This window comes from Mesorhizobium sp. AR02, from assembly GCF_024746835.1.
Lineage (GTDB): Bacteria > Pseudomonadota > Alphaproteobacteria > Rhizobiales > Rhizobiaceae > Mesorhizobium.
Window position 1 is genome coordinate 1,552,636 of sequence record NZ_CP080531.1, and the last position, 19,327, is coordinate 1,571,962.

Below are 19,327 nucleotides of genomic sequence, written 5' to 3' on the forward strand. Positions count from 1 at the left end.
TTCCATCTCCAGCCATGCCGAAGATGGAATTGTCAGCTATTTCCAGCCCCTGATTGACAAGCGGACAGGCCGCATACGGCCAAAATCTGCCGGTCAGCAATGCGCCTCAACCGAAGCAGACGTTAGACTGAGCGCCGCCAAGTGACGTTGAAGCCATACGCCCGAGAACTGAGTGCCGCCGCGTTACCCAGCCCGCCGCCGACGGAGCTCTGACAGGCGCGGGTCGCCTTGGGTTTCAGGCGCATTCGCGAGGACGTCCACAAGCTCTTCGATCTTATACGGCCAAAGTGTTGCGTCTTCTGCCAGGATTGCCCAAAGAAGGTCGAGGACGGCGGCGGGATAGATCAGCGCCGGATGATTCCCGGCGTCGGAGCGGAGCATGAAACCACGGAGCATGCCGTCGCGCACCGGCACCAAACGCGGCAGAATTGCTTGCACGACTTGAGGGAACACGTCTCCGCTCGCCAAGGCGAGGTCGACGAGGCGGGCCGACATGTCAGGCGTTCGCACTGCACGGTGATTCGGCCAGACATCTTTAAGGAACGGGACTAGGCGCGGCCGCCACTTGCCTTCGAGACCCTCCGACCAATGTTCAAGATGCCACAAGATCTGGCCACGCAGGTCGTCGTCGCATTCGACAAGGATCTGGCGAAGCTCGACGCTTGAGACCAACTGCTCGGGTGGATCAGCATCGGGGTCGTCGCCCCACCCGATCAGTAGGAACCGGGCGATGACGTTTGCCTCGGCCCGACGACGCATCGGCGACATGGCACGGGAGAGAAGCCCCGGCTTCAGGTGCTCGTAAAGAGCCCGGCTCGGCGCCCGCGCCGCCCACAATATGCCGTCCCACAGCGCGTCGCCGTCGTCGCCTTCCTCGTTACCACAGGCAGCAGATGGGCCGTGGTCCACTCGGGTGCAATCGCGACCAGCCAGGTTATCTGAAATCCCAGCATGACCAAGGCATGGCGTCGCATGTCACCGGGCAATGCGAGCAGTTCCTCGTGCCTATTCGTCCATGCGTTCGGAAAGCCTTGTCCGAGTTCGCAACCCTTGCTTGCGGGGTCATTCATGAGCAGGCTGGCGAGCTTGCCTACTGGTGCGTTCAGCGCGTCGTTCGCCCAGCTGCTGTCCACGCGGCGCTTGCGATCATCGTCGCGCAGCGGGAGTGCGGCAATTAATGGATCCCAAAGCCGATCGAATACCGGCGCGAGTTCGCCGAATAGACGCTCGTCCAGCCCCTGCAGCCACTCGGCAACTGGATACGCGATGCTACTGAGCGCGACGGGCGGCAAGGACGCGAGCCGCCCGCCGATCGCTCGGAGGAGGCGCGCCGGATCCGTCTTGCGTTTTTCGGCGCGGAGGAAGGTGGACCAAAAGGAGACCGGGACGTCACCCTTGCGCGCTGCATCGCGGAGGGCGGCTAACGCTAGCGCGGGCTTCTCCTCGGCAAGACCGTCGAAAGGCCGATGCTCGACGAAATCGAAGATTATCGGATTGGCCGGCTTGGCGTGCGCGTTCAAGAATTTCGCCGATTGGCACTTGGTCGAGCACGCGCGGATCAGCCACTTTGTCGATGCTTCGCACCACGGGTGCGTGCGATGCCGCCGCTTCCGCGCCCGAGCGTTCGGACCAGTCCTTTGCGACGGAGCGCAGCGCCGACATTTCCGACTCGACGTCGAACGAGAACACGAGGCCTTGGCTTGTGAGCCAGTGCAGACGATCGAGGCGGTAATGCGCTTTTTCTTGCCTTCACGCCCGGCGCGCTATCGGACCAAGGGTAAGTGGTGGTGCGGAGCCGCAACTCGACGCGGGTCTTGTCCTCGGCCGAGAAGTCATCCCAGCGATCGCGGAGCGCGTACAGAAGGTCGCGCTGATGCTCCGAGCCCCAGAATATTTCATCGGGGAAGCCGAGCAGAATATTAGCTGACTCGCCGGGCGTCACGATTGGCTGTCCCACCGCCCAAATGCGCAGTCGGCCGAAAATATGGTGGTCGTCGGCCGGCCAGTTTGCAATCTCTGTCCGCGCATGATTGGGCGCGACCTCGGCGAGCCTGTCCATCAATTGCAGGAAAAGCGCAATCGGACCGGTGAGCCCGTAACTGTCATAGGCAATCGGAGCGGCGCCATCCTCGGGCCGCGTCGTTTCCATGTAGACATAGTCGTAGCCAGATATTTCGGTTTCCAGCGAACGGGCGAGGTCGAGATTTTCGCGGAAACGCGTGATGGCGCATGCGGATGCGGATACTCGATGTCGTAGGAAACGAGAGGATTGGGACGGGCGGTTTCGGTCCACGATAGCGGATGCGGCGCGCCGAATTTCCGATCTACCTTGAGCCGTGGTCGAAACAGCTCCGCATATTCGCGCACGCGCGATTCCGACCAGCCCTCGAGCGTGACCCGGTTCCCGAGTTCGTAATAGCCTCGGTTTGGCTCCTCACGGCGGTCGGACCAGCTCGCGATCAGAAATCGCCATCCGCCTCGTATGTCATCCGGCCAGCGACTCGGGTCCTGGCGAAGCCAAGCTTCGATCATATCAATGATGCGCGGATGGAGCGGGCCGCGTGCCGCAGCCCACCACAACGCGATTGGCTGATGTGCGACACGCTGGAACCAGACCCCGAGATGGCCGAGGCGCGCGCAATGTGGCCCTGTCAGATCCGTCCGGTCGCCGCAGAACTGGCCGAAGCTCATCTCCCGCGCATCTTCCTGGTCATAACGGGTTTGCGCAAAAGCGTTCCATGAGCCTTCGGGGATCACGCGTTCACGGAGATAATTTTCGTCTTCTAAAGGCTGCGGCGGAGTGTCGAAGTCAAGCGCCAAGCTCTCATAGGGGTCAATTCGCTCACTGGATTCGCCATAGGGACTGAGTGGACCCGGCACCTCGAAACGCTGACGCGGGTCGAGTGCCAGCAACCACGACGCCTGGAGCGGTTTTTCGGCGACGCTGACTCGCCGAGCGCCCTCCCGCGTCGATAGCACATGCGAGACTTGCCCGCGCATATGCGGATCGAGCGCGGCTGGTCCAGCGGATGCGGTGTCGAGTAGCTTGGCGTACCAGCCATCGACATCGCGGGCCCGTTCAGCCCAAGCCGCAAGACTATCCCATAACGGATCGAAACCCTGGCTGTTGTCGAATGGGATCGCTCGCACGCCGCGATGTTCCCACAGTGCTGCATCGTCGGCGTTGCTGCCAGGCTGGAATGCGAACAGACGGCTGCGATTGCCGGCGTTCAGGTTCAGCGCCTCAAGCAGATACTGAATCGGCGGATCGTCCGCGCCGTAGCCTATAAACACGATCTGGAAGCGCGCCATAAGCGATTGCATGAAGCGCGTCGCCCAGCCGTCCGACAGATAGGCTCGGCCGAAGTCGGCGCTGGATACGATAAACTCGTCATCGCCGGGCCCCGAATAGTCGTTATTTACTCGACCATGGAGGTGAATTATCCCGTTGAAGCCGGCGCTCTGGGGATCAGGCACCAAAGGCGGTCTGGAGCAGGCGATGCCGGGAGCACTGGCCTCGAACAGAAGGTCGAAGTTGGTTGTAACCAGCCGGACTGTGCCGTCTCGGCCCCGCGAAAGTTCGACCAGGGCCTTGTGCGCGATCAGGTCTGCATCGTCGGCCGGCTTGATGGCGCGCGCCACCGCGGTATGGACGTCGTGTTGTTCGAATTCGCGCTCGAGCAGGCTGAAGATGCGATCCGTGGCGATGAGCCCGCCAACGCCCTCGATCGGCTCGAGCTCCTTGATCCGACGGAACAGTTTGCGAGCGAGGCTCTTCTCGCCGGCGCCAAGGAGATCGATCACGTCGCCGCCGAGCTTGAGGAAGTCGGGCAGGCCGGCGCGGTGGCGAGAGACGCCGGCGCCGCAGAAGAAAATGACATCGCCTGAATCGCGCGCGATCAGAAGATCATCTGGGATTGATTGACGGGCCGTTCGCGAGAAAGCGCATGCGCGCACTATTAGCTTGGATCAGGCGCCCATGCATCCGCCACGGGCCACCGATCGTTTGCGGCCGTGGGACACGCAGTCCTCGCCCACATGGGCGCCGGACGGGCGCAGAGCGTCGCTCGAACGATCATTGCCGCGTAGAGGCCACGGGAGCACCGACGATGAACTATGACCGCTTTGGTCTTGTGTTTCCCGAAAGCAATCAGGCTGCAATCGGCGCCAATCAAGACGTTGATGCACTTGGCGCATCAGCACTAAAGGATCAACAGGGAGGAGGGAAAGGACTTAGGAGTGGCTCGGACGGCGCTGGATGGTGCACCTCTGGTTTTACAGTCTCATTGATCTCGTTACGAAATTAACGACAGCTAAAGGGCTTGTTTTACACTTAAAACGCTGAAATTATTGAGAGACATTGAGCTTCCCAAGCTGAACGCGCGGGTTCGATTCCCGCTACCCGCTCCAGCTCGTCGCCGGAGATTTTGCTCCTGATTTGATCGGTGCTGGAAACCTGTCCGGATAGCAGAACCGGCACGGGATTGGTCAGGCATATCTAAGCCTGGCCAACGCGCATCTGCTTCTTGAGGAGGAACCGGGCGAGGTTGCTGATATTTCGCGGCGCCACCTTCTTGGGGAGATGTGCCAGCAGGTCCCCGGACCTGGCGTCGCTCTGGAACCGCTCGGCCCACTCTTCGGTGCGGCTGTCTCGCTGTAACCGCAAATTCGTCTCAAGCTCGCAGCTGGGCATTTCAACCGACAACTGCCGGGCAACCGATGCGACGTAAGGGTGGGGGTCGTCCAGCAGATCTTCATAGAAGAAATGGTCGTAAGGCAGGTCGGCCAGACGCAAGTAGGCCTCCCAGAAGGCATAACTCTGTTCGATCAGGAAATAGGCCTGGCAGATACCGGCGAAGTCGTATTGCGGAACCAGATCCGCGCCGTCCATCGTGCTTCTCCAACGGCCCGACGTCTTCGCCCGGCAATAGGAGATCGCCTGGCGAAGACGGTCCCGCCGCTCCAGCAGGACGAGACCCATGTCATGGCGCCGGACGCATTCCGCGAGGAAGTCGGCTCCATATTTCGCCTGCGACCAGTGAAGATGCCGCGGAAACAGCTTTACAGCGAACCTGCCATTTGCGGTCCCGCCCCGATGGATCACCGCGGACAGGAGTTCGTCGAAGGATTTCGGCTTGCGGCCCAACGTGTCCGTATCGAGCCATTCGGCCGAATGGCCCAATGTCCCGGTGCTGTTTGCCAGACTGCCAAGCCATTCGGAGCCGCTGCGAGCTTCGGTCAGTATCGCCACACCTTTCATGCGTGCCGATCGCCCCTGGTCTGTAAACGTGTCGCCGGTGATGGTTCTGCTCCTTGATGGGCCCTCGGCATGGTCACACCTCTGCCTGACAGCGATTCAATTAGTGGCGCCTAATATGATTCCGTCGATTCGATCTTAGGCTAAGTGGGGCGGACGATTCCGTCACGGTTGGGTGATCGGTGCCAACCCGGGCACCGATTGTAAGACGCAAGCCTTCAACCCTGCCCATCTGTGCAGAGACGACACCGGCCACGCTGCGGTGGCCGGCCTTTCGTCAGCTAGAATCCGATTACAGCCACACGCCGAGCCAAACCCGCTCGCGCCAGCAGCGGACATGGCGGCGGCCATGGCGCCAGTAGCTACGGCAAACTCGTCTCCAGCCGCGGCGCCGTCTTCCTCCGTGATGGCCGTGATGGCGGCGATGCCAGCGACGATGGGAGACCTGCTCTACCTCTACCTCGACCCCGTCATCCCCTTTGAAGACAGCCGGATCCGGCTTGTCCAGTTCATCGAGAATTCCATTGCCCTGGGGAATACCGGCAACCGCGCGGCCGGGTCCGGCTACTCCAGCAAACGCCACAGCCCCCGCAACGCCTAGCATTCCAGTGAGAAACAACCGACGTTCCATCAAAAACCTCCCGAGTTGTTGACATCGGCGCCTCGTTCCCTCGCCCAAAACGGGCTCCAGCGAGATGCCGATTGGCCTGAACGCGGGACTGCACTTCTTGTTCCATCACCCCACTTCGCGCAGGATGAAGTCGTGCAGCATCTTGGCGGCCGGCGACAGCACGCGATTCCTGACCGTGATCAGGCTGTAAGGCCTGACCTCGATGTCGAATTCGGTCTGGACGACGTCGATGGCGCCGGCGAGTCCGTCGGGATTCTGGATGAATTTCGCCACCTGCACCGAGACCGGCGCGATGGCGTCGGATTGCGCGACCATGACCAGCGTCAGCAGCAGCGAGCTGGTATTGAGGATCCGGTCCGGCAGCGCGATGTTGCGGTTGAGGAAATTGCTCTCCATCGCCTGGCGCAAGGGCGAGCCGCCCGATTGGAAGACCCAGTCATAGGCGGCGGTGTCTTCCAGCCGCACCACGCTGCCCCTGGTGAGCGGGTGGCCACGGCGCACGATCAGGCAGGCTTTCTCGACGCCGATGACACGTGATTCGAACAGCCGCGGATTGAGGTCGTCGGGGATGCGCGCGATGATGAAATCATGGCGCGTTGCGATCAGTTCGCGCGCCAGCACATTGGAGGTCTCGACTTGCATGGTGATCTCGATGCGCGGGTAGATGCGGCGGATTTCGCGTATCGCCGGCACCGCCAGCTCGATCGCCGGCGCCGTCACGGCACCGAGAAACACGGACCCGCCCTTGCCCGCCTTGAGCTCGGAAATCTCGCGATCGACCTCGCGCATCTCCAGCAGGATCGAGCGTGCGCGCCTGGCCAGCGCCTTGCCATAGGGCGTCAGCGTGATGCCGCGCGGCAGCCGCTCGCACAGCTTGACCTCGAGCACTGCCTCCATCTCGGCGATCATGCGCGATGCCGCCGGCTGCGAAATGTTCATGACCTGCGCCGCCGCGCTCACCCGGCCGTGGTCATCGAGCGCGACGATCATGCGCATGTGACGCAGGCTGAGACCACTGCGCAGCAGGGTTTCGCCATCGCCCGGAGTCTCACTGTAACCATTTGAAACTCCAGTCGGATTCCGCAACGCCGCCATGGTTTTTCTCCACCTCCGCTCGCGACCCTCTGGCATTTGCCAGCAACCTGCCACGGCTCATAACATATACCACTTGCGGTATAGCAACCATCAAAGATCGCATTTGACAGTTATGGCAAAAGGGTCGCAACGTCAGCGCGTTCCGAGACGCAACGATCGCCGACGATAAAAATCGTATCGATTGAAATCAGCGCCTTGGGGCCATGGGAGGATACCGGAGATCGATATGACGGCAGCAGTGCCTTGGCGCTTCTGCACGATTGCGCGGCCCGCGACCCCCGGGGTGCCGCGTCCATCAACCAGGGAGAGTTACGTGAAAATCATCAAGACACTGGCCGCAGTCGCGGCGCTTGGCATCGCTGCCATGACCTATTCGGCGCACGCAGCCGACAAGGGTCTTGTCGGCGTGCTGATGCCGACCAAGACTTCGCAGCGCTGGATCAATGACGGCGATGCCGTCAAGTCCCAGCTCGAGGCTCTCGGCTACACCGTTGACCTGCAGTATGCGCAGGACGACATCCCCAACCAGCTCAGCCAGCTGGAAAACGAAATCACCAAGGGCCCGAAGGCGCTGATCATCGCCTCGATCGACGGCACCACTTTGTCGGATGCGCTGCAGAAGGCCGCTGACGCGGGCGTCGTCGTCGTCGCCTATGACCGCCTGATCAAGAAAACCGCCAATGTCGACTATTACACCACCTTCGACAATTTCGGCGTTGGCGTGATCCAGGCGAATTCGCTGGTCAAGGGCCTCAAGGGGCGCTTCCCGAACACCAAGCCGTGGAACGTCGAACTGTTCGGCGGCTCGCCCGACGACAACAACGCGTTCTTCTTCTACAATGGTGCGATTTCCGTCCTGCAGCCGCTGATCGACGACGGCTCGATCAAGATCAAGTCCGGCCAGATGGGTATGGACAAGGTCGGCACGCTGCGCTGGCTCGCCGCCACCGCCCAGGCTCGCATGGACAACCTGTTGTCGGCCAACTACTCGGACGGCAGCCGCGTCGATGGCGTTCTGTCGCCCTATGACGGCCTGTCGCGCGGCATCACCGCCTCGCTGCGCGCCGTGGGCTACGGCACGGCCGCTCAGCCCTGGCCTGTTGTGACCGGCCAGGACGCCGAGACCGCCTCGGTCAAGCTGATCATCACGGGCGAGCAGTACTCGACCGTGTTCAAGGACACCCGCGACCTGGCCAAGGCCACTGTCGGTCTGGTTGACAAGGTGCTCTCGGGCGGCAAGCCGGATGGCCTCGACACCAAGACCTACAACAACGACGTCAAGGTCGTTCCCTCGATCCTGTTGACGCCGCATGAGGTCGACAAGTCGAACTACCAGAAGCTGGTCGTCGACTCCGGCTACATCAAGGCCGAAGACCTGAAGTAATCTCGGTTATAAAATCAGGGGTCCTGCGCAACGCAGGGCCCCTTTTCGTTCACAAGCGACCCCGGTATTGTTTCTGCCGGCCTAGAGCAATTCCAGGAAAAGTGCGTAGCGGTTTTTCGTCCGGAATTGCGTAAAAACAAGAACGTCTAGGAGGAGCTTGACCTGATGACCTCGACGATTTTGGAGATGCGCGACATCACCAAGACGTTCCCCGGCGTAAAGGCGCTGTCGAACGTCAACCTCAGCGTCGAGGAAGGCGAGATCCACGCCGTGGTCGGCGAAAACGGCGCCGGCAAATCGACGCTGATGAAGGTGCTGTCGGGCGTCTATCCCTCCGGCACCTATGACGGCCAGATCATTTTTCAAGGCCAGGAATGCCAGTTCAAGGGCATCCATGACAGTGAACACAAGGGCATCGTCATCATCCACCAGGAGCTTGCTCTGGTGCCGATGCTGTCGATCGCCGAAAACATCTTCCTCGGCAACGAACACGCCAAATACGGTGTGATCGACTGGGACGCCAACGAGGCGCGCACCAGCGCTTTGTTGAAGAAGGTGGGCCTCAAGGAGGACCCCAAGACGCTGATCACCAATATCGGCGTCGGCAAGCAGCAGCTGGTCGAGATCGCCAAGGCGCTGAGCAAGGAAGTCAAGCTCCTGATCCTCGACGAGCCGACCGCATCGCTCAGCGAAAAGGACAGTCAGGCGCTGCTCGACCTTTTGCTCGAATTCAAGCGGCAAGGCATGACCTCGATCCTGATCTCGCACAAGCTCAACGAAGTGAACCGGGTCGCCGACAAGGTTACCGTCATCCGTGACGGGCGCACCATCGAGACGCTGGCCAAGAAGGACATTTCGGAGGACCGCATCATCACCTCGATGGTTGGCCGCTCGCTCGACGACCGCTACCCGCCGCGCGAGCCAAAGATCGGCGAGGTCGTGTTCGAAGTGAAGAACTGGTCGGTCTATCACCCGATCCATGCCGAGCGGCAGGTGATCAAGGGCATCGACATCAATGTGCGCAAGGGCGAGGTGGTCGGCATCGCCGGGCTGATGGGTGCCGGCCGCACCGAATTCGCCATGAGCCTGTTCGGCCGCTCCTACGGCCGCCGCATCACCGGCGAGGTGCTGCTCAAGGGCACGCCGGTCGATGTCTCCTCGGTGAGCAAGGCCGTTCAACACGGCATCGCCTACGTGACCGAGGATCGCAAGACCTACGGTCTCAACCTCATTGACCATATCAAGCACAACATCACGCTCGCCAATCTCGGCGGCGTGTCGCGCCACAGCGTGATCGACGATTTGCGCGAGCTCGCCGTTGCCAACGACTATCGCAAGAAGACGAATATCCGCGCTTCCAGCGTCTATCAGTTGACCGGCAATCTTTCGGGCGGCAACCAGCAGAAGGTGGTGCTGTCGAAATGGCTGTTCGCCGACCCGGAAGTGCTGATCCTCGACGAGCCGACACGCGGCATCGATGTCGGCGCCAAGTATGAAATCTACACGATCATCGCGCGTCTTGCCTCGGAGGGTAAGGCGATCGTGGTCATCTCGTCGGAAATGCCGGAATTGCTCGGCATCACCGACCGCATCTACGTCATGAACGAAGGGCGCATCGTGGGCGAAATGCCGGCGGCGGACGCGAGCCAGGAAAAAATAATGCGCGCCATCGTTCGCGGAGAAGGAAAAGCAGCATGAGCACCGAAAGCGCCCCCGCCCCGCAGGGCAACATCGCCGAAGAACAGCGTCCACGCATCGCCGTCTCCGCGCTGACGACGAACCTGCGCGAATACGGCCTGATCATCGCGCTGATCGTCATCATGCTGTTCTTCCAGTTCACCACGTCCGGAACGCTGTTCAAGCCGGTCAACCTCAGCAACCTGGTGCAGCAGAACTCCTTCATCATCGTGATGGCGCTGGGCATGCTGCTGGTCATCGTTTCCGGCTATATCGACCTCAGCGTCGGGTCGGTCGCCGGTTTCATCGGCGCGCTGGCGGCGAACATGATGGTCATCTGGCAGCTCGGACCGCTCAGCAATCCGCTGGTGGTTTCGATCGTCTGCCTGATCGTGGGCGGCCTGATCGGCGCGGCACAAGGCTATTGGATCGCCTATCACCGAATACCGAGCTTCATCGTGACGCTGGCGGGCATGCTGATCTTCCGCGGCATCTGCCAGGCGCTGCTGGGCGGCGGCTCCTCGGTCGGGCCACTTCCCGACGACTTCAAAATGCTCAGCTCCGGCTTCATCCCTGACGTGATCGGCCCGCTGACGCTGATCCCGCCGACGGTGAATGCAGCCGGCAAGACCATCATGGGCAGCGGCCTGACGCTGCACATGACGACGATTGTGCTCGGCCTGATCGCCGTCGTGGCCTATGCCTATTTCGGGGTGAGGACGCGACGCAAGCGCGAGCGCCATGGCTACGAGGCCGAGCCCTTCCCCCTGTTCGTCATCAAGACGCTGGTCGCCAGCGCGCTGGCGCTGTTCCTGGTCTATGAGTTCGCCAGCTACAGGGGCCTGCCGGTGGTGCTGCTCGTCATGGGCGTGCTGATCTCGCTGTTCGTCTTTGTCACCAAGCGCATGACCATCGGCCGCCGCATCTACGCCATGGGCGGCAATCCCAAGGCGGCGCAGCTGTCGGGCATCAACACCGAGCGGCTGACGTTGATGGTGTTCATCAACATGGGCGTGCTGTCGGCGCTCGGCGGCCTGATCATCGCGGCTCGCCTCGGCCAGGCGGTGCCGGCGGCGGGTCTGGGCTCAGAGCTCGACGTCATCGCCGCCGTCTTCATCGGCGGCGCCTCGGCGATGGGCGGCGTCGGCCAGGTCATCGGTGCCGTGGTCGGCGGCTTCATCATGGGCGTGATGAACAACGGCATGTCGATCATGGGCGTCAATGTCGACTGGCAACAGGTGGTCAAAGGCCTGGTTCTGCTCGGCGCCGTGATTTTCGACGTCTACAACAAGAACAAGGCCTGACAGGAGCAATTTCAGGAAAAGTGCATCGCGGTTTTCCCACAGGAATTGCGTAGAAACAAAATACTGGGAGCCGGCCAGCTACTCAAAGCTGAACCGCTCCGGCGAGGCAACAAGGAAGGCATACGGGTCACATCGCGGCGCTGCCGGCAACGAGCCGGCACGAAGAAGTTCCGTCAAGGAGCCAGGCCCCGCGAGCGCAATCCGAACGGAGAATTTCACCCGTGGCATGGGCGACGTCCCGGCCGCGCTTGGGAAGGTTTGCCGCGGCGGCAGCCATGCCAAGGCACATGAGAGAGGATTGATCATGCTGATCTCGCAGATTCTCGACGACGCCGAGACCATCCGTGTCGTTGCCCGCAATGGCGGCAAGACCCGGGTCATCAACGGCGCCCGCAGCGTGTACTCGCTGGCGATGGAGGCTGCCCGCACCGGCGTCGGCCTTGCCACCCTGATCGAGCGCAAGGGGCTCGGCGAGACGGTCGATCTCGATGCCGCCTACAAGAAGGGGCGGCTGTTGTCGCCGATCAATCACCCCGATCCGGCGCACCTGCATCTCACCGGCACCGGACTGACGCATCTCGGTTCGGCGGCGACGCGCGATTCCATGCACAAGAAGCTCAGCACCGATGGCGAGGAGCAGCTCACCGATTCCATGAAGATGTTCCGCATGGGTCTGGAGGGTGGCAAGCCCGCCAAGGGCCAGGTCGGCGTGCAGCCGGAATGGTTCTACAAAGGCAACGGCACGATGGCCGTGGCGCCGGGTGCCGCACTCCTGTCACCGGCCTTCGCCAAGGACGCCGGCGAGGAACCGGAGGTCGCCGGCATCTATGTCATCGGCGATGACGGCGCCCCCTTCCGCGTCGGCTTCACTCTGTCGAACGAATTCTCAGATCATGTGACCGAGCGCGTGAACTATCTCTTCCTCGCCCATTCCAAGCTGCGCAATGCCTCGTTCGGACCTGAGATCCTGATCGGCGACCTGCCTTCCGACATCCGCGGCACGTCGCGCATCGTGCGCGACGGCAAGACGCTGTGGGAAAAGCCGTTCCTGTCGGGCGAAGCGAACATGTCGCACAACATCGCCAATCTCGAACACCATCACTTCAAATATTCGGCGTTCCGCCAGCCTGGCGACGTGCATGTGCATATGTTCGGTACGGCGACACTGTCGTTCGCCGACGGCGTCAAGACCGAGGCCGGTGATGTGTTCGAGATCGAGGCCGGGGATTTCGGCCTACCGCTGCGCAACCCGCTCGAGATTGAAAAGCCGGTGAAGGTGGCGGTGAAGGCGCTTTGAAACTCCGGGCGAACGCCTTCGATCGTCCATGACAGGTTTCGACACCATGGTCCTAAGCCATCTGCCGGGCGTCATGCGAAGCCTTGTTTTCGCACTCTTGTTCATGCACGTCTCATCCGTGGCTCACGGCGCCGCGCAGTGCAGTTCCAGATCCTATGGCGAGACTTTCAGCCTGATGAGAAACCGGCTTTTGACGTCCGGCTATTCGACCCTTCAGGCCGATTTCCTGATGCGGAATGCGGACCAGCGGATATCCGCTCTTAGCAGTGCGAAACTGAACGATGCGGCCAAGCCATGCGGAATAGAATCAGCCAGAGCCCGTGTCCTAGCCTGCGCGGAAAAGGTACTGTTCCCCTTGCAGGGATCAAAGGCCTCGCTCGACGTCACAGGACAAACCTCTGCCTGGGGAAAAACGCAGCTAGCGCGGCGAGAACTGCTTTTCATCGGCTCCTTCGGGGCGTGTCTTGAGACCGCGAAAAAGCACATGTTTCACGGCTAGGGAAGGTCGGCGCCCCCCTCCAGCGCGGTGTCATGGCCAAAAGCTCAGCGTGCGGCGCGGAAATGCTTGGAGAGCTTCAGGCCCTGCGCCTGGTAGTTGGAGCCGAGATCGGTTCCGTAGAGCGCCTGCGGCCGCTTCAGCATGTGCTCGTAGACCAGCCGGCCGACGATCTGGCCATGGTCGAGGATGAACGGCACTTCGTGGCTGCGCACTTCAAGCACCGCCCGGCTGCCGGTGCCGCCGGCCGCCGAATGGCCGAAGCCCGGATCGAAAAACCCGGCATAGTGGACACGGAATTCGCCGACCAGCGGATCGAAGGGCGTCATCTCAGCGGCATAGAGCGGCGGCACATGCACCGCCTCCTGGCTGACAAGGATATAGAATTCATCCGGGTCGAGCACCAGTTCGCCGGCGCCGCTCTTGTGGATCGGTTCCCAGAAATCGACGACATCTTGCGCGGCACGCTTGTCGACATCGACGAGGCCGGTGTGATGCTTGCCGCGATAGCCGACCAGCCCGTCACTGTCGCCATTGAGGTCGATCGACAGCGCGATGCCGCCGCCCGAAATATTCGGTGGCTCGGTGGCGACCAGCATTTCGGCGCGGTGCAGCTCATGCAATTCGGCTTCCGAGAGCAGTGCATTGCCGGTGCGGAAGCGGATCTGCGACAGGCGCGAGCCGGTGCGCACGACGATCGGGAAGGTGCGCGGGCTGACTTCCAGATAGAGCGGACCATTGTAACCAGCGGCGATCTTGTCGAACTCGTGGCCACGGTCGGTCATAACCCGGGTGAAGATGTCGAGCCGCCCGGTCGAGCTTTTCGGATTGGCGGAAGCGGACACGGTCGAGGGCAGCGCAAGGCTTTCCAGCAGCGGCACGATGTAAACACAGCCCGTTTCCAGCACGGCGCCGTCGGCGAGGCTGAACTCATGCAGCTTCAGCCGATCGAGTTTGTCAGCAACCCGATGATCTGGACCCGGCAGGAAGGACGCCCGCACCCGCCAGGCCTTGTCGCCGAGCCTGAGATCGAGGCTGGCCGGCTGGATCTGGTCGGCATCGAGCGCACGTGGCGACTTCAGCGCGCCGGACTGGAACAGCGCTGAAATGTCCTGATCGGGAAGAATGCCCGTCTCTCGCAAGGCTTCGCTCCTAGAGGCAGGCTTTGTCGGAGCCTGCTTGGTACAAACCTCTTAATGAAGCCGGCAATTGACGCAAGCGCGGCGCGGGTCTAAAGGGTCGTTATCCCGTGGTGATTTGGCCGGTCGGCTTGCAGCCACGTTAAACAAGTCGCTAAAGGACCGTTGGCCGCGAGGCCGTATGGACCGGTTGCGACTTTCGCGGCCGGTTTTTTTGTGTCTGGAACAAAAGCAATGAGCAGCAAGAAGCGCAACTGGAAGCCTCAGACAGCCCTCGTGCACAGCGGAACCTTGCGTTCTGGCTTCGGCGAGACCTCCGAGGCGATGTACCTGACCCAGGGCTATGTCTATCAAACAGCCCAGGCCGCCGAAGCCCGTTTCAAGGGCGAGGAACCCGGCTTCATCTATTCGCGCTACGCCAATCCGACCGTCGACATGTTCGAAAAGCGCATGTGCGCGCTGGAGGGTGCGGAGGACGCGCGCGCCACGGCGTCGGGCATGGCGGCGGTGACGGCGGCCCTTCTGTGCAGCGTCAAGGCCGGTGACCATATCGTGGCGGCGCGCGCGCTGTTCGGCTCCTGCCGCTGGGTGGTCGAGACGCTGGCGCCGCGATACGGCATCGAGGCGACGCTGGTCGACGGCACCGACATCGCCAACTGGGAAAAGGCGGTGAAGCCCAACACCAAGCTGTTTTTCCTGGAAAGCCCAACCAACCCGACGCTGGAAGTGGTCGACATCGCCGCCGTCGCCTCGCTCGCCAACTCGATCGGCGCGCGGCTTGTCGTCGACAATGTCTTCGCCACGCCGCTGCAGCAGAAGCCGTTGCAGCTCGGCGCCCACATCGTCGTCTATTCGGCCACCAAGCACATCGATGGCCAGGGCCGTTGTCTCGGCGGAGTGATCCTGTCGGACAAGAAGTGGATCGACGAGAATTTGCACGACTATTTCCGCCACACCGGCCCCAGCCTGTCGCCGTTCAATGCCTGGACGCTGCTCAAGGGTCTTGAAACACTGCCGTTGCGCGTGCGCCAGCAGACGGAGAGTGCCGGCAAGATCGCCGATTTCCTGGCCGGGCAGCCGCAGATTGCTCGCATCATCTATCCCGGCCGCGCCGACCACCCGCAGGCCGATATCGTCAAGAAGCAGATGTCGGGCGGCTCGACGCTGATCTGCCTTGACGTCAAGGGCGGCAAGCAGGCGGCCTTCGCCTTGCAGAACGCGCTCGACATCGTGCTGATCTCGAACAATCTCGGCGATGCCAAGAGCCTGATCACCCATCCGGCGACGACGACGCACAAGAATTTGAGCGACGAGGCCCGCGCCGAACTCGGCATCGGGCCAGGTACGCTCAGGCTGTCGGTCGGCCTGGAGGACACGGACGACCTTCTGGAAGACATCGCGCAGGCGCTGAAGGCCGGATAGCGGCAAGCGGCAGACCGAGGGTTACAGACCCACCGCCTTGCGCAGCGCTTCGTTCATGCGCGTCTGCCAGCCGTCACCATCGGCCTTGAAGCGGTCGAGAACATCGGCGTCGAGACGCAACTGTATGGCGCGCTTGGGTCGCGCAAGCGGCGGCCGGCCAACCTTGCGGCGCGAAACGGCATCGGCCGGTTGCGCATCCGGATCGGCCTCGGCGGCAGCGGTGATCGCAGCATCTTCTTCATCGGTCATCGCGGCGAGCGCCTTGCTGGCAAGCGCCAAAGCATCAGCACGTGACTGCTTTGGCGGGCTAGCCTCGCGGTGCACGATTGTCTTAGAGGTTTTCGACATAGTCCGTAATTTCCTGCCTTGTGGCCTTGCGCAGCGAAATAACACGGATGGCATGGCGTCGCTCGACATAGACCATCACATAGACGCTAGCCTCGATCAGACCGATGGCAACAAGACGATCCTCACCAAAGTCCTCGCTGTCATCGAGCCTGATAACGGCATTGGCGAAATCGAAGGATGGAGCGATCGCAAAATCCACGCCATGCTTGGCCCTGTTCGTCCTTGCCTTGTTCTCATCCCACTCGAACAGCATCGCCATCGGTGCGTTCCATAAATTATGTATACACAAAAATAGCGTCTAATCCAATAATTTTTGTATATACGATAACTACTCCTAGAATCAAGCTGAGCCGCCGCGATCAGGCGCGCGACGGCGTCTCTTCCAGTTCGGCCGCCTTGGTGCCGATGGTCATCGCATTGCCGCGCCAGTCGACGGCGCCGCCGAGCCAGCCGCGTGCCCACATGCTTGGAAGTATCAAGTCCCGCGCAATCATCGCCGCGACCATGCGCGGCGACAGATACCAGCCCTTGGACCAGGCCAGGGCACATTCCGGAAGATAGAAGGCCGCCAGCACGGCGATGGCCGTCAGCGGCAGGCTGAAGCCGGCGCTTGCCGCCGCAACCAGCGCAAGCACCAGCGGCACCACCGCGCCGGTCAGGATTTCGGGCGCGAAGAACAGCGGGAAGGTGACGCGGCGCAGGCGCGCCCAGCGGGCCTGGCGCGACCAGATCTCGCCAAGCCTGCGCCGGCCGAGCGGCTGCTCGAAGGGGGCGGCGACGAGATTGACGCACAGGCCGAGGCTGTTCACCAACTTGGTCGCGGCGGCGTCCTCGGCGATTTCGGCGGCCAGCGCACGGATGCCGCCATTGGCATCCAGCATCGGCTTGTTCCACAACATGCTCTTGCCCTGGGCAAAGCCGAGGCCGAGCGCCTCGCCGGCATACTGCCAGCGCGCCTGCAGCGTGTTGAGGAAGGCGCATTCGACCTCGGCCCAGAAGCCATCCGGCCGCGAACCGATCGGCGTCGAGCAGACAAGACCGGTCTCCGTCCGCCACGCCGCCATCAGATGCTGGATGTAGTCTCTCGGCATCAGCACGTTGGAGTCGGCCAGGACGACCCAGTTGTGCCGTGCGGCTTCCCAGCCCTTGACGCAATTGTTGAGCTTGGGATTGGCGCTGACGCGGTCGTCACCGATCAATAGCCGGGCCGGCACTTTTGGCAAGCGGCCTATGGCAGCGCGGATCAACTTGACCACCGGGTCGTCGGCATGGGCAACGCAGAAGATCAGCTCGTAGCGTGGCCAGTCGAGCGAGAAGGCGCGCTCCAGCGTCTCCTGCGTGAACGGCTCGACGCCGCGCGACGGTACAACAATCGACACCGGTGGCGATTTGCCGGCTGGCCGTGCAATCGTGGTGCGCCGTTTCAGTTGTGAAGCCGCGAGCACAATGCTGGCAGCGTTTGAAAGGATAAGAGCAGTCGAAAGCGAGGCGGCTATGAGAGTGAGTTCCATCGAGATCTGGTCACTCCAGAAAAGACGGCCCGCATCGTGGCCGTTTTCAACAGTTCGACAGAGCGCCGAGTCGCCCGGTTCGTGCACACCACCATTGTCGTGTGTCACTTAAATGACATTCTTTGCCGGCACCTGCGTTTCAAAGTCAGGCGCGACAAGACGCGCACGTTGACCTGCTCGCCGGGAGCGCCGAAAGGTTCTGTTTGTTTGAGCATGATCTCTGGACAAACGGAAACCCGTTTGTCCGAGAAAACCGGTTCCCACTTTTCGGGATCATGCTTGAGATTGTTTTGGAGCCGCTTATGTACCGCGCCGTCACGCGCAACATCGAAGTGCAGGTCAGGCCCTTCTACCTCGAGGACCGTTCGGATCCTTCCGAGAACCGTTATGTCTGGGGCTATCAGATAACGATCGACAACCAGTCGGACGAATTCGTGCAGCTTCTGTCGCGTTATTGGCACATCACCGACGGTGCCGGCCGGGTCGAGGAAGTGCGCGGTCCCGGCGTCGTCGGCGACCAGCCCGAACTCAATCCCGGCGACAGCTATCAATACACATCCGGCTGCCCGCTCTCGACGCCGTCAGGCATCATGGTCGGGCGCTATACGATGCGCAACAAGCGTGGCGAGACCTTCGACATCGCCATCCCGGCGTTTTCGCTGGATCTGCCGGGGACGAGGCGGACGGTGAATTAGCGTCTTTCTCCCCGTGAAACGGGGAGAAAGATGCTCCCTTTACTGCGCCGCGAATTCCGCCGGGTCGAAGTCGTACTGCTTCGAGCAGAATTCGCAGGCGACGTGGATGCCGCCATCCTCGGTGCTGTCCTTGATCTCCTGCGCGGAGAAACCCTCGAGGATGCCGCGGATCTTGTCCCTGGAGCACGAGCACTGGTCGGCGACGGGGACGCCACCGAAGACGCGCACGCCATGCTCGTGGAACAGGCGATAGAGCAGCCGTTCGGCGCCGATGGTCGGATCGATCAGTTCGGTCGGCTCGATGGTGCCGAGCAGCGCCAGCAACTCCTGCCAGGAATTGTCCGTGGGATCGTGGATCTCCTCACGCGGATCGCCATCGCCGCCCGGCAGGTCCGGAACGCGCATGCGCTCAGGTGACTGCGGCAGGAACTGCGCCAGGATGCCACCGGCACGCCACTGTTCGCGCGCACCGCCAGGGCCGGGCGTCAACAGCTTGGCGACCGAGAGCCTGATATCCGTCGGGATCTGTTCCGACTGACGGAAATAGGTGCGCGCCGCGTCCTCCAGCGTCTCGCCGTCGAGCTGGACGATGCCCTGATAGCGTTGCGTATGGGCGCCCTGGTCGATGGTCAGCGCCAGCACGCCGCTGCCGAGCAGCGTCTGCTGGGACGTTTCGCCGGCCGCGACCAGCGCCTCGAGCCGATCCGCATCGAAGCGCGCATAGGCACGCAGCGCCGAGGGCGTGGAGAAATCCGCCACCAGCATGTCGACCGGCCCGTCGGTGCGGGTCTGCAGGATGAATTTGCCCTCGAATTTGAGCGAGGTGCCGAGCAGCACCGTCAGCACACAGGCTTCCGCCAGCAGGCGGGCAACCGGTTCGGGATAATCGTGGCGGCTGAGGATGGCGTCGAGCATCGGCCCGAGCTGCACGGTGCGGCCGCGCACGTCGAGCGGGCCGACCTCGAACGGCACGACATGGTCGTCGCCGGCGTAGCCGAACTCGCCGAGTTTGGGGTGATGTTCAGTCACTTGATGCGTTTCCAACATGACAAAGCTCCAGGGCGCGGCCAT

At 62.0% G+C, this 19,327-nt stretch carries 20 protein-coding genes and 1 riboswitch; of the genes, 9 read left to right on the forward strand and 11 right to left on the reverse strand.

Features of this window, described 5'->3' with window-relative positions; translation table 11 throughout:
* Window positions 1–183: 183 nt before the first annotated feature.
* Genes DBIPINDM_RS11755 through DBIPINDM_RS11770 form a run of 4 tightly spaced genes read right to left on the reverse strand, consistent with a single transcriptional unit; the run spans window position 184 to window position 3,957 of the window.
* Complete coding sequence (locus tag DBIPINDM_RS11755; protein ID WP_258585867.1) at window positions 184–768, reverse strand: hypothetical protein; 585 nt, start codon at window positions 766–768, stop codon at window positions 184–186.
* 23 nt (window positions 769–791) lie between these two features.
* On the reverse strand, window positions 792–1,520 hold the full coding sequence (locus DBIPINDM_RS11760) for a hypothetical protein (protein WP_258585868.1): 729 nt from the start codon (window positions 1,518–1,520) through the stop codon (window positions 792–794).
* A gap of 38 nt (window positions 1,521–1,558) precedes the next feature.
* Entirely contained in the window at window positions 1,559–2,149 is a 591-nt protein-coding gene (locus DBIPINDM_RS11765; RefSeq protein WP_258585869.1) for a hypothetical protein, read from the reverse strand.
* Window positions 2,059–3,957 carry an SIR2 family protein gene (locus DBIPINDM_RS11770; protein ID WP_258585870.1) on the reverse strand — a complete coding sequence of 633 codons (1,899 nt, stop codon included), beginning with the start codon at window positions 3,955–3,957 and terminating at the stop codon, window positions 2,059–2,061. The genes DBIPINDM_RS11765 and DBIPINDM_RS11770 overlap by 91 nt, the downstream gene beginning before the upstream one ends.
* Window positions 3,958–4,109: 152 nt before the next feature.
* Here DBIPINDM_RS11770 and DBIPINDM_RS11775 point away from each other — a divergent pair, with 152 nt between their 5' ends.
* The gene (locus tag DBIPINDM_RS11775) at window positions 4,110–4,307 is read left to right on the forward strand and encodes a hypothetical protein (protein ID WP_258585871.1); all 198 of its coding nucleotides are present in this window, start codon (window positions 4,110–4,112) and stop codon (window positions 4,305–4,307) included.
* Window positions 4,308–4,498: 191 nt separating this feature from the next.
* Here the strand turns inward: DBIPINDM_RS11775 and DBIPINDM_RS11780 are convergent, their stop codons facing one another.
* Window positions 4,499–5,260, reverse strand: coding sequence for a Stf0 family sulfotransferase (locus DBIPINDM_RS11780; RefSeq protein ID WP_258585872.1), 762 nt, complete (start codon window positions 5,258–5,260; stop codon window positions 4,499–4,501).
* Between the two features lie 334 nt (window positions 5,261–5,594).
* On the opposite strand from DBIPINDM_RS11780, the gene DBIPINDM_RS11785 reads away from it, so the two are divergent.
* Window positions 5,595–5,858: a hypothetical protein gene (locus DBIPINDM_RS11785; protein WP_258585873.1), complete on the forward strand. Its 264-nt coding sequence runs from the start codon at window positions 5,595–5,597 to the stop codon at window positions 5,856–5,858.
* A gap of 135 nt (window positions 5,859–5,993) precedes the next feature.
* Here the strand turns inward: DBIPINDM_RS11785 and DBIPINDM_RS11790 are convergent, their stop codons facing one another.
* Window positions 5,994–6,983 carry a LysR family transcriptional regulator gene (locus DBIPINDM_RS11790; RefSeq protein WP_258585874.1) on the reverse strand — a complete coding sequence of 330 codons (990 nt, stop codon included), beginning with the start codon at window positions 6,981–6,983 and terminating at the stop codon, window positions 5,994–5,996.
* Window positions 6,984–7,296: 313 nt separating this feature from the next.
* On the opposite strand from DBIPINDM_RS11790, the gene chvE reads away from it, so the two are divergent.
* The 5 genes from chvE (at window position 7,297) to DBIPINDM_RS11815 (ending at window position 13,144) form a co-directional block, all read left to right on the forward strand.
* The gene (chvE, locus tag DBIPINDM_RS11795; RefSeq protein ID WP_258585875.1) at window positions 7,297–8,367 is read left to right on the forward strand and encodes a multiple monosaccharide ABC transporter substrate-binding protein; all 1,071 of its coding nucleotides are present in this window, start codon (window positions 7,297–7,299) and stop codon (window positions 8,365–8,367) included.
* A gap of 165 nt (window positions 8,368–8,532) precedes the next feature.
* The gene (mmsA, locus tag DBIPINDM_RS11800) at window positions 8,533–10,065 is read left to right on the forward strand and encodes a multiple monosaccharide ABC transporter ATP-binding protein (protein WP_258585876.1); all 1,533 of its coding nucleotides are present in this window, start codon (window positions 8,533–8,535) and stop codon (window positions 10,063–10,065) included.
* Window positions 10,062–11,348 (forward strand): multiple monosaccharide ABC transporter permease, encoded by a 1,287-nt coding sequence (gene mmsB / locus DBIPINDM_RS11805; RefSeq protein ID WP_258585877.1) that lies wholly within the window; start codon window positions 10,062–10,064, stop codon window positions 11,346–11,348. The genes mmsA and mmsB overlap by 4 nt, the downstream gene beginning before the upstream one ends.
* A 304-nt stretch (window positions 11,349–11,652) precedes the next feature.
* A complete protein-coding gene (araD1, locus tag DBIPINDM_RS11810) occupies window positions 11,653–12,645 on the forward strand; it encodes an AraD1 family protein (protein ID WP_258585878.1) in 993 nt (330 codons plus the stop codon).
* Window positions 12,646–12,673: 28 nt separating this feature from the next.
* The gene (locus DBIPINDM_RS11815) at window positions 12,674–13,144 is read left to right on the forward strand and encodes a hypothetical protein (RefSeq protein ID WP_258585879.1); all 471 of its coding nucleotides are present in this window, start codon (window positions 12,674–12,676) and stop codon (window positions 13,142–13,144) included.
* Between the two features lie 44 nt (window positions 13,145–13,188).
* On the opposite strand, the gene DBIPINDM_RS11820 is transcribed toward DBIPINDM_RS11815, so the two are convergent.
* A complete protein-coding gene (locus DBIPINDM_RS11820; RefSeq protein WP_258585880.1) occupies window positions 13,189–14,283 on the reverse strand; it encodes a 2'-deoxycytidine 5'-triphosphate deaminase in 1,095 nt (364 codons plus the stop codon).
* Between the two features lie 97 nt (window positions 14,284–14,380).
* A riboswitch (SAM riboswitch) is annotated at window positions 14,381–14,458 on the forward strand.
* A gap of 56 nt (window positions 14,459–14,514) precedes the next feature.
* On the opposite strand from DBIPINDM_RS11820, the gene DBIPINDM_RS11825 reads away from it, so the two are divergent.
* Window positions 14,515–15,702: an O-succinylhomoserine sulfhydrylase gene (locus DBIPINDM_RS11825; protein ID WP_258585881.1), complete on the forward strand. Its 1,188-nt coding sequence runs from the start codon at window positions 14,515–14,517 to the stop codon at window positions 15,700–15,702.
* Window positions 15,703–15,723: 21 nt separating this feature from the next.
* Here DBIPINDM_RS11825 and DBIPINDM_RS11830 read toward each other — a convergent pair whose 3' ends face one another.
* From DBIPINDM_RS11830 to DBIPINDM_RS11840, 3 genes are all read right to left on the reverse strand, one after another.
* Complete coding sequence (locus DBIPINDM_RS11830; protein WP_258585882.1) at window positions 15,724–16,050, reverse strand: BrnA antitoxin family protein; 327 nt, start codon at window positions 16,048–16,050, stop codon at window positions 15,724–15,726.
* Window positions 16,034–16,309 (reverse strand): BrnT family toxin, encoded by a 276-nt coding sequence (locus tag DBIPINDM_RS11835; RefSeq protein ID WP_258585883.1) that lies wholly within the window; start codon window positions 16,307–16,309, stop codon window positions 16,034–16,036. The genes DBIPINDM_RS11830 and DBIPINDM_RS11835 overlap by 17 nt, the downstream gene beginning before the upstream one ends.
* Window positions 16,310–16,409: 100 nt before the next feature.
* A complete protein-coding gene (locus tag DBIPINDM_RS11840; protein ID WP_258585884.1) occupies window positions 16,410–17,561 on the reverse strand; it encodes a ceramide glucosyltransferase in 1,152 nt (383 codons plus the stop codon).
* A 302-nt stretch (window positions 17,562–17,863) separates the two neighbouring features.
* Between DBIPINDM_RS11840 and apaG the strand changes: the two genes are divergently transcribed.
* A complete protein-coding gene (gene apaG, locus DBIPINDM_RS11845) occupies window positions 17,864–18,256 on the forward strand; it encodes a Co2+/Mg2+ efflux protein ApaG (protein ID WP_027146773.1) in 393 nt (130 codons plus the stop codon).
* A 39-nt stretch (window positions 18,257–18,295) separates the two neighbouring features.
* Here the strand turns inward: apaG and DBIPINDM_RS11850 are convergent, their stop codons facing one another.
* A complete protein-coding gene (locus DBIPINDM_RS11850) occupies window positions 18,296–19,327 on the reverse strand; it encodes an Hsp33 family molecular chaperone (RefSeq protein WP_258585885.1) in 1,032 nt (343 codons plus the stop codon).

Excerpts from the sequence above, each read along its gene's own strand:
- DBIPINDM_RS11755 (WP_258585867.1), bottom strand. The coding sequence starts at position 768 with ATGTCGCCGATGCGTCGTCGGGCCGAGGCAAACGTCATCGCCCGGTTC.
- DBIPINDM_RS11765 (WP_258585869.1), bottom strand. The coding sequence starts at position 2,149 with ATGGAAACGACGCGGCCCGAGGATGGCGCCGCTCCGATTGCCTATGAC.
- DBIPINDM_RS11775 (WP_258585871.1), top strand. The coding sequence starts at position 4,110 with ATGAACTATGACCGCTTTGGTCTTGTGTTTCCCGAAAGCAATCAGGCT.
- DBIPINDM_RS11780 (WP_258585872.1), bottom strand. The coding sequence starts at position 5,260 with ATGAAAGGTGTGGCGATACTGACCGAAGCTCGCAGCGGCTCCGAATGG.
- DBIPINDM_RS11785 (WP_258585873.1), top strand. The coding sequence starts at position 5,595 with ATGGCGGCGGCCATGGCGCCAGTAGCTACGGCAAACTCGTCTCCAGCC.
- DBIPINDM_RS11790 (WP_258585874.1), bottom strand. The coding sequence starts at position 6,983 with ATGGCGGCGTTGCGGAATCCGACTGGAGTTTCAAATGGTTACAGTGAG.
- mmsA (WP_258585876.1), top strand. The coding sequence starts at position 8,533 with ATGACCTCGACGATTTTGGAGATGCGCGACATCACCAAGACGTTCCCC.
- mmsB (WP_258585877.1), top strand. The coding sequence starts at position 10,062 with ATGAGCACCGAAAGCGCCCCCGCCCCGCAGGGCAACATCGCCGAAGAA.
- araD1 (WP_258585878.1), top strand. The coding sequence starts at position 11,653 with ATGCTGATCTCGCAGATTCTCGACGACGCCGAGACCATCCGTGTCGTT.
- DBIPINDM_RS11815 (WP_258585879.1), top strand. The coding sequence starts at position 12,674 with ATGACAGGTTTCGACACCATGGTCCTAAGCCATCTGCCGGGCGTCATG.
- DBIPINDM_RS11825 (WP_258585881.1), top strand. The coding sequence starts at position 14,515 with ATGAGCAGCAAGAAGCGCAACTGGAAGCCTCAGACAGCCCTCGTGCAC.
- DBIPINDM_RS11830 (WP_258585882.1), bottom strand. The coding sequence starts at position 16,050 with ATGTCGAAAACCTCTAAGACAATCGTGCACCGCGAGGCTAGCCCGCCA.
- DBIPINDM_RS11835 (WP_258585883.1), bottom strand. The coding sequence starts at position 16,309 with ATGGCGATGCTGTTCGAGTGGGATGAGAACAAGGCAAGGACGAACAGG.
- DBIPINDM_RS11840 (WP_258585884.1), bottom strand. The coding sequence starts at position 17,561 with ATGGAACTCACTCTCATAGCCGCCTCGCTTTCGACTGCTCTTATCCTT.
- apaG (WP_027146773.1), top strand. The coding sequence starts at position 17,864 with ATGTACCGCGCCGTCACGCGCAACATCGAAGTGCAGGTCAGGCCCTTC.
- DBIPINDM_RS11850 (WP_258585885.1), bottom strand. The coding sequence starts at position 19,327 with ATGGCCGCGCCCTGGAGCTTTGTCATGTTGGAAACGCATCAAGTGACT.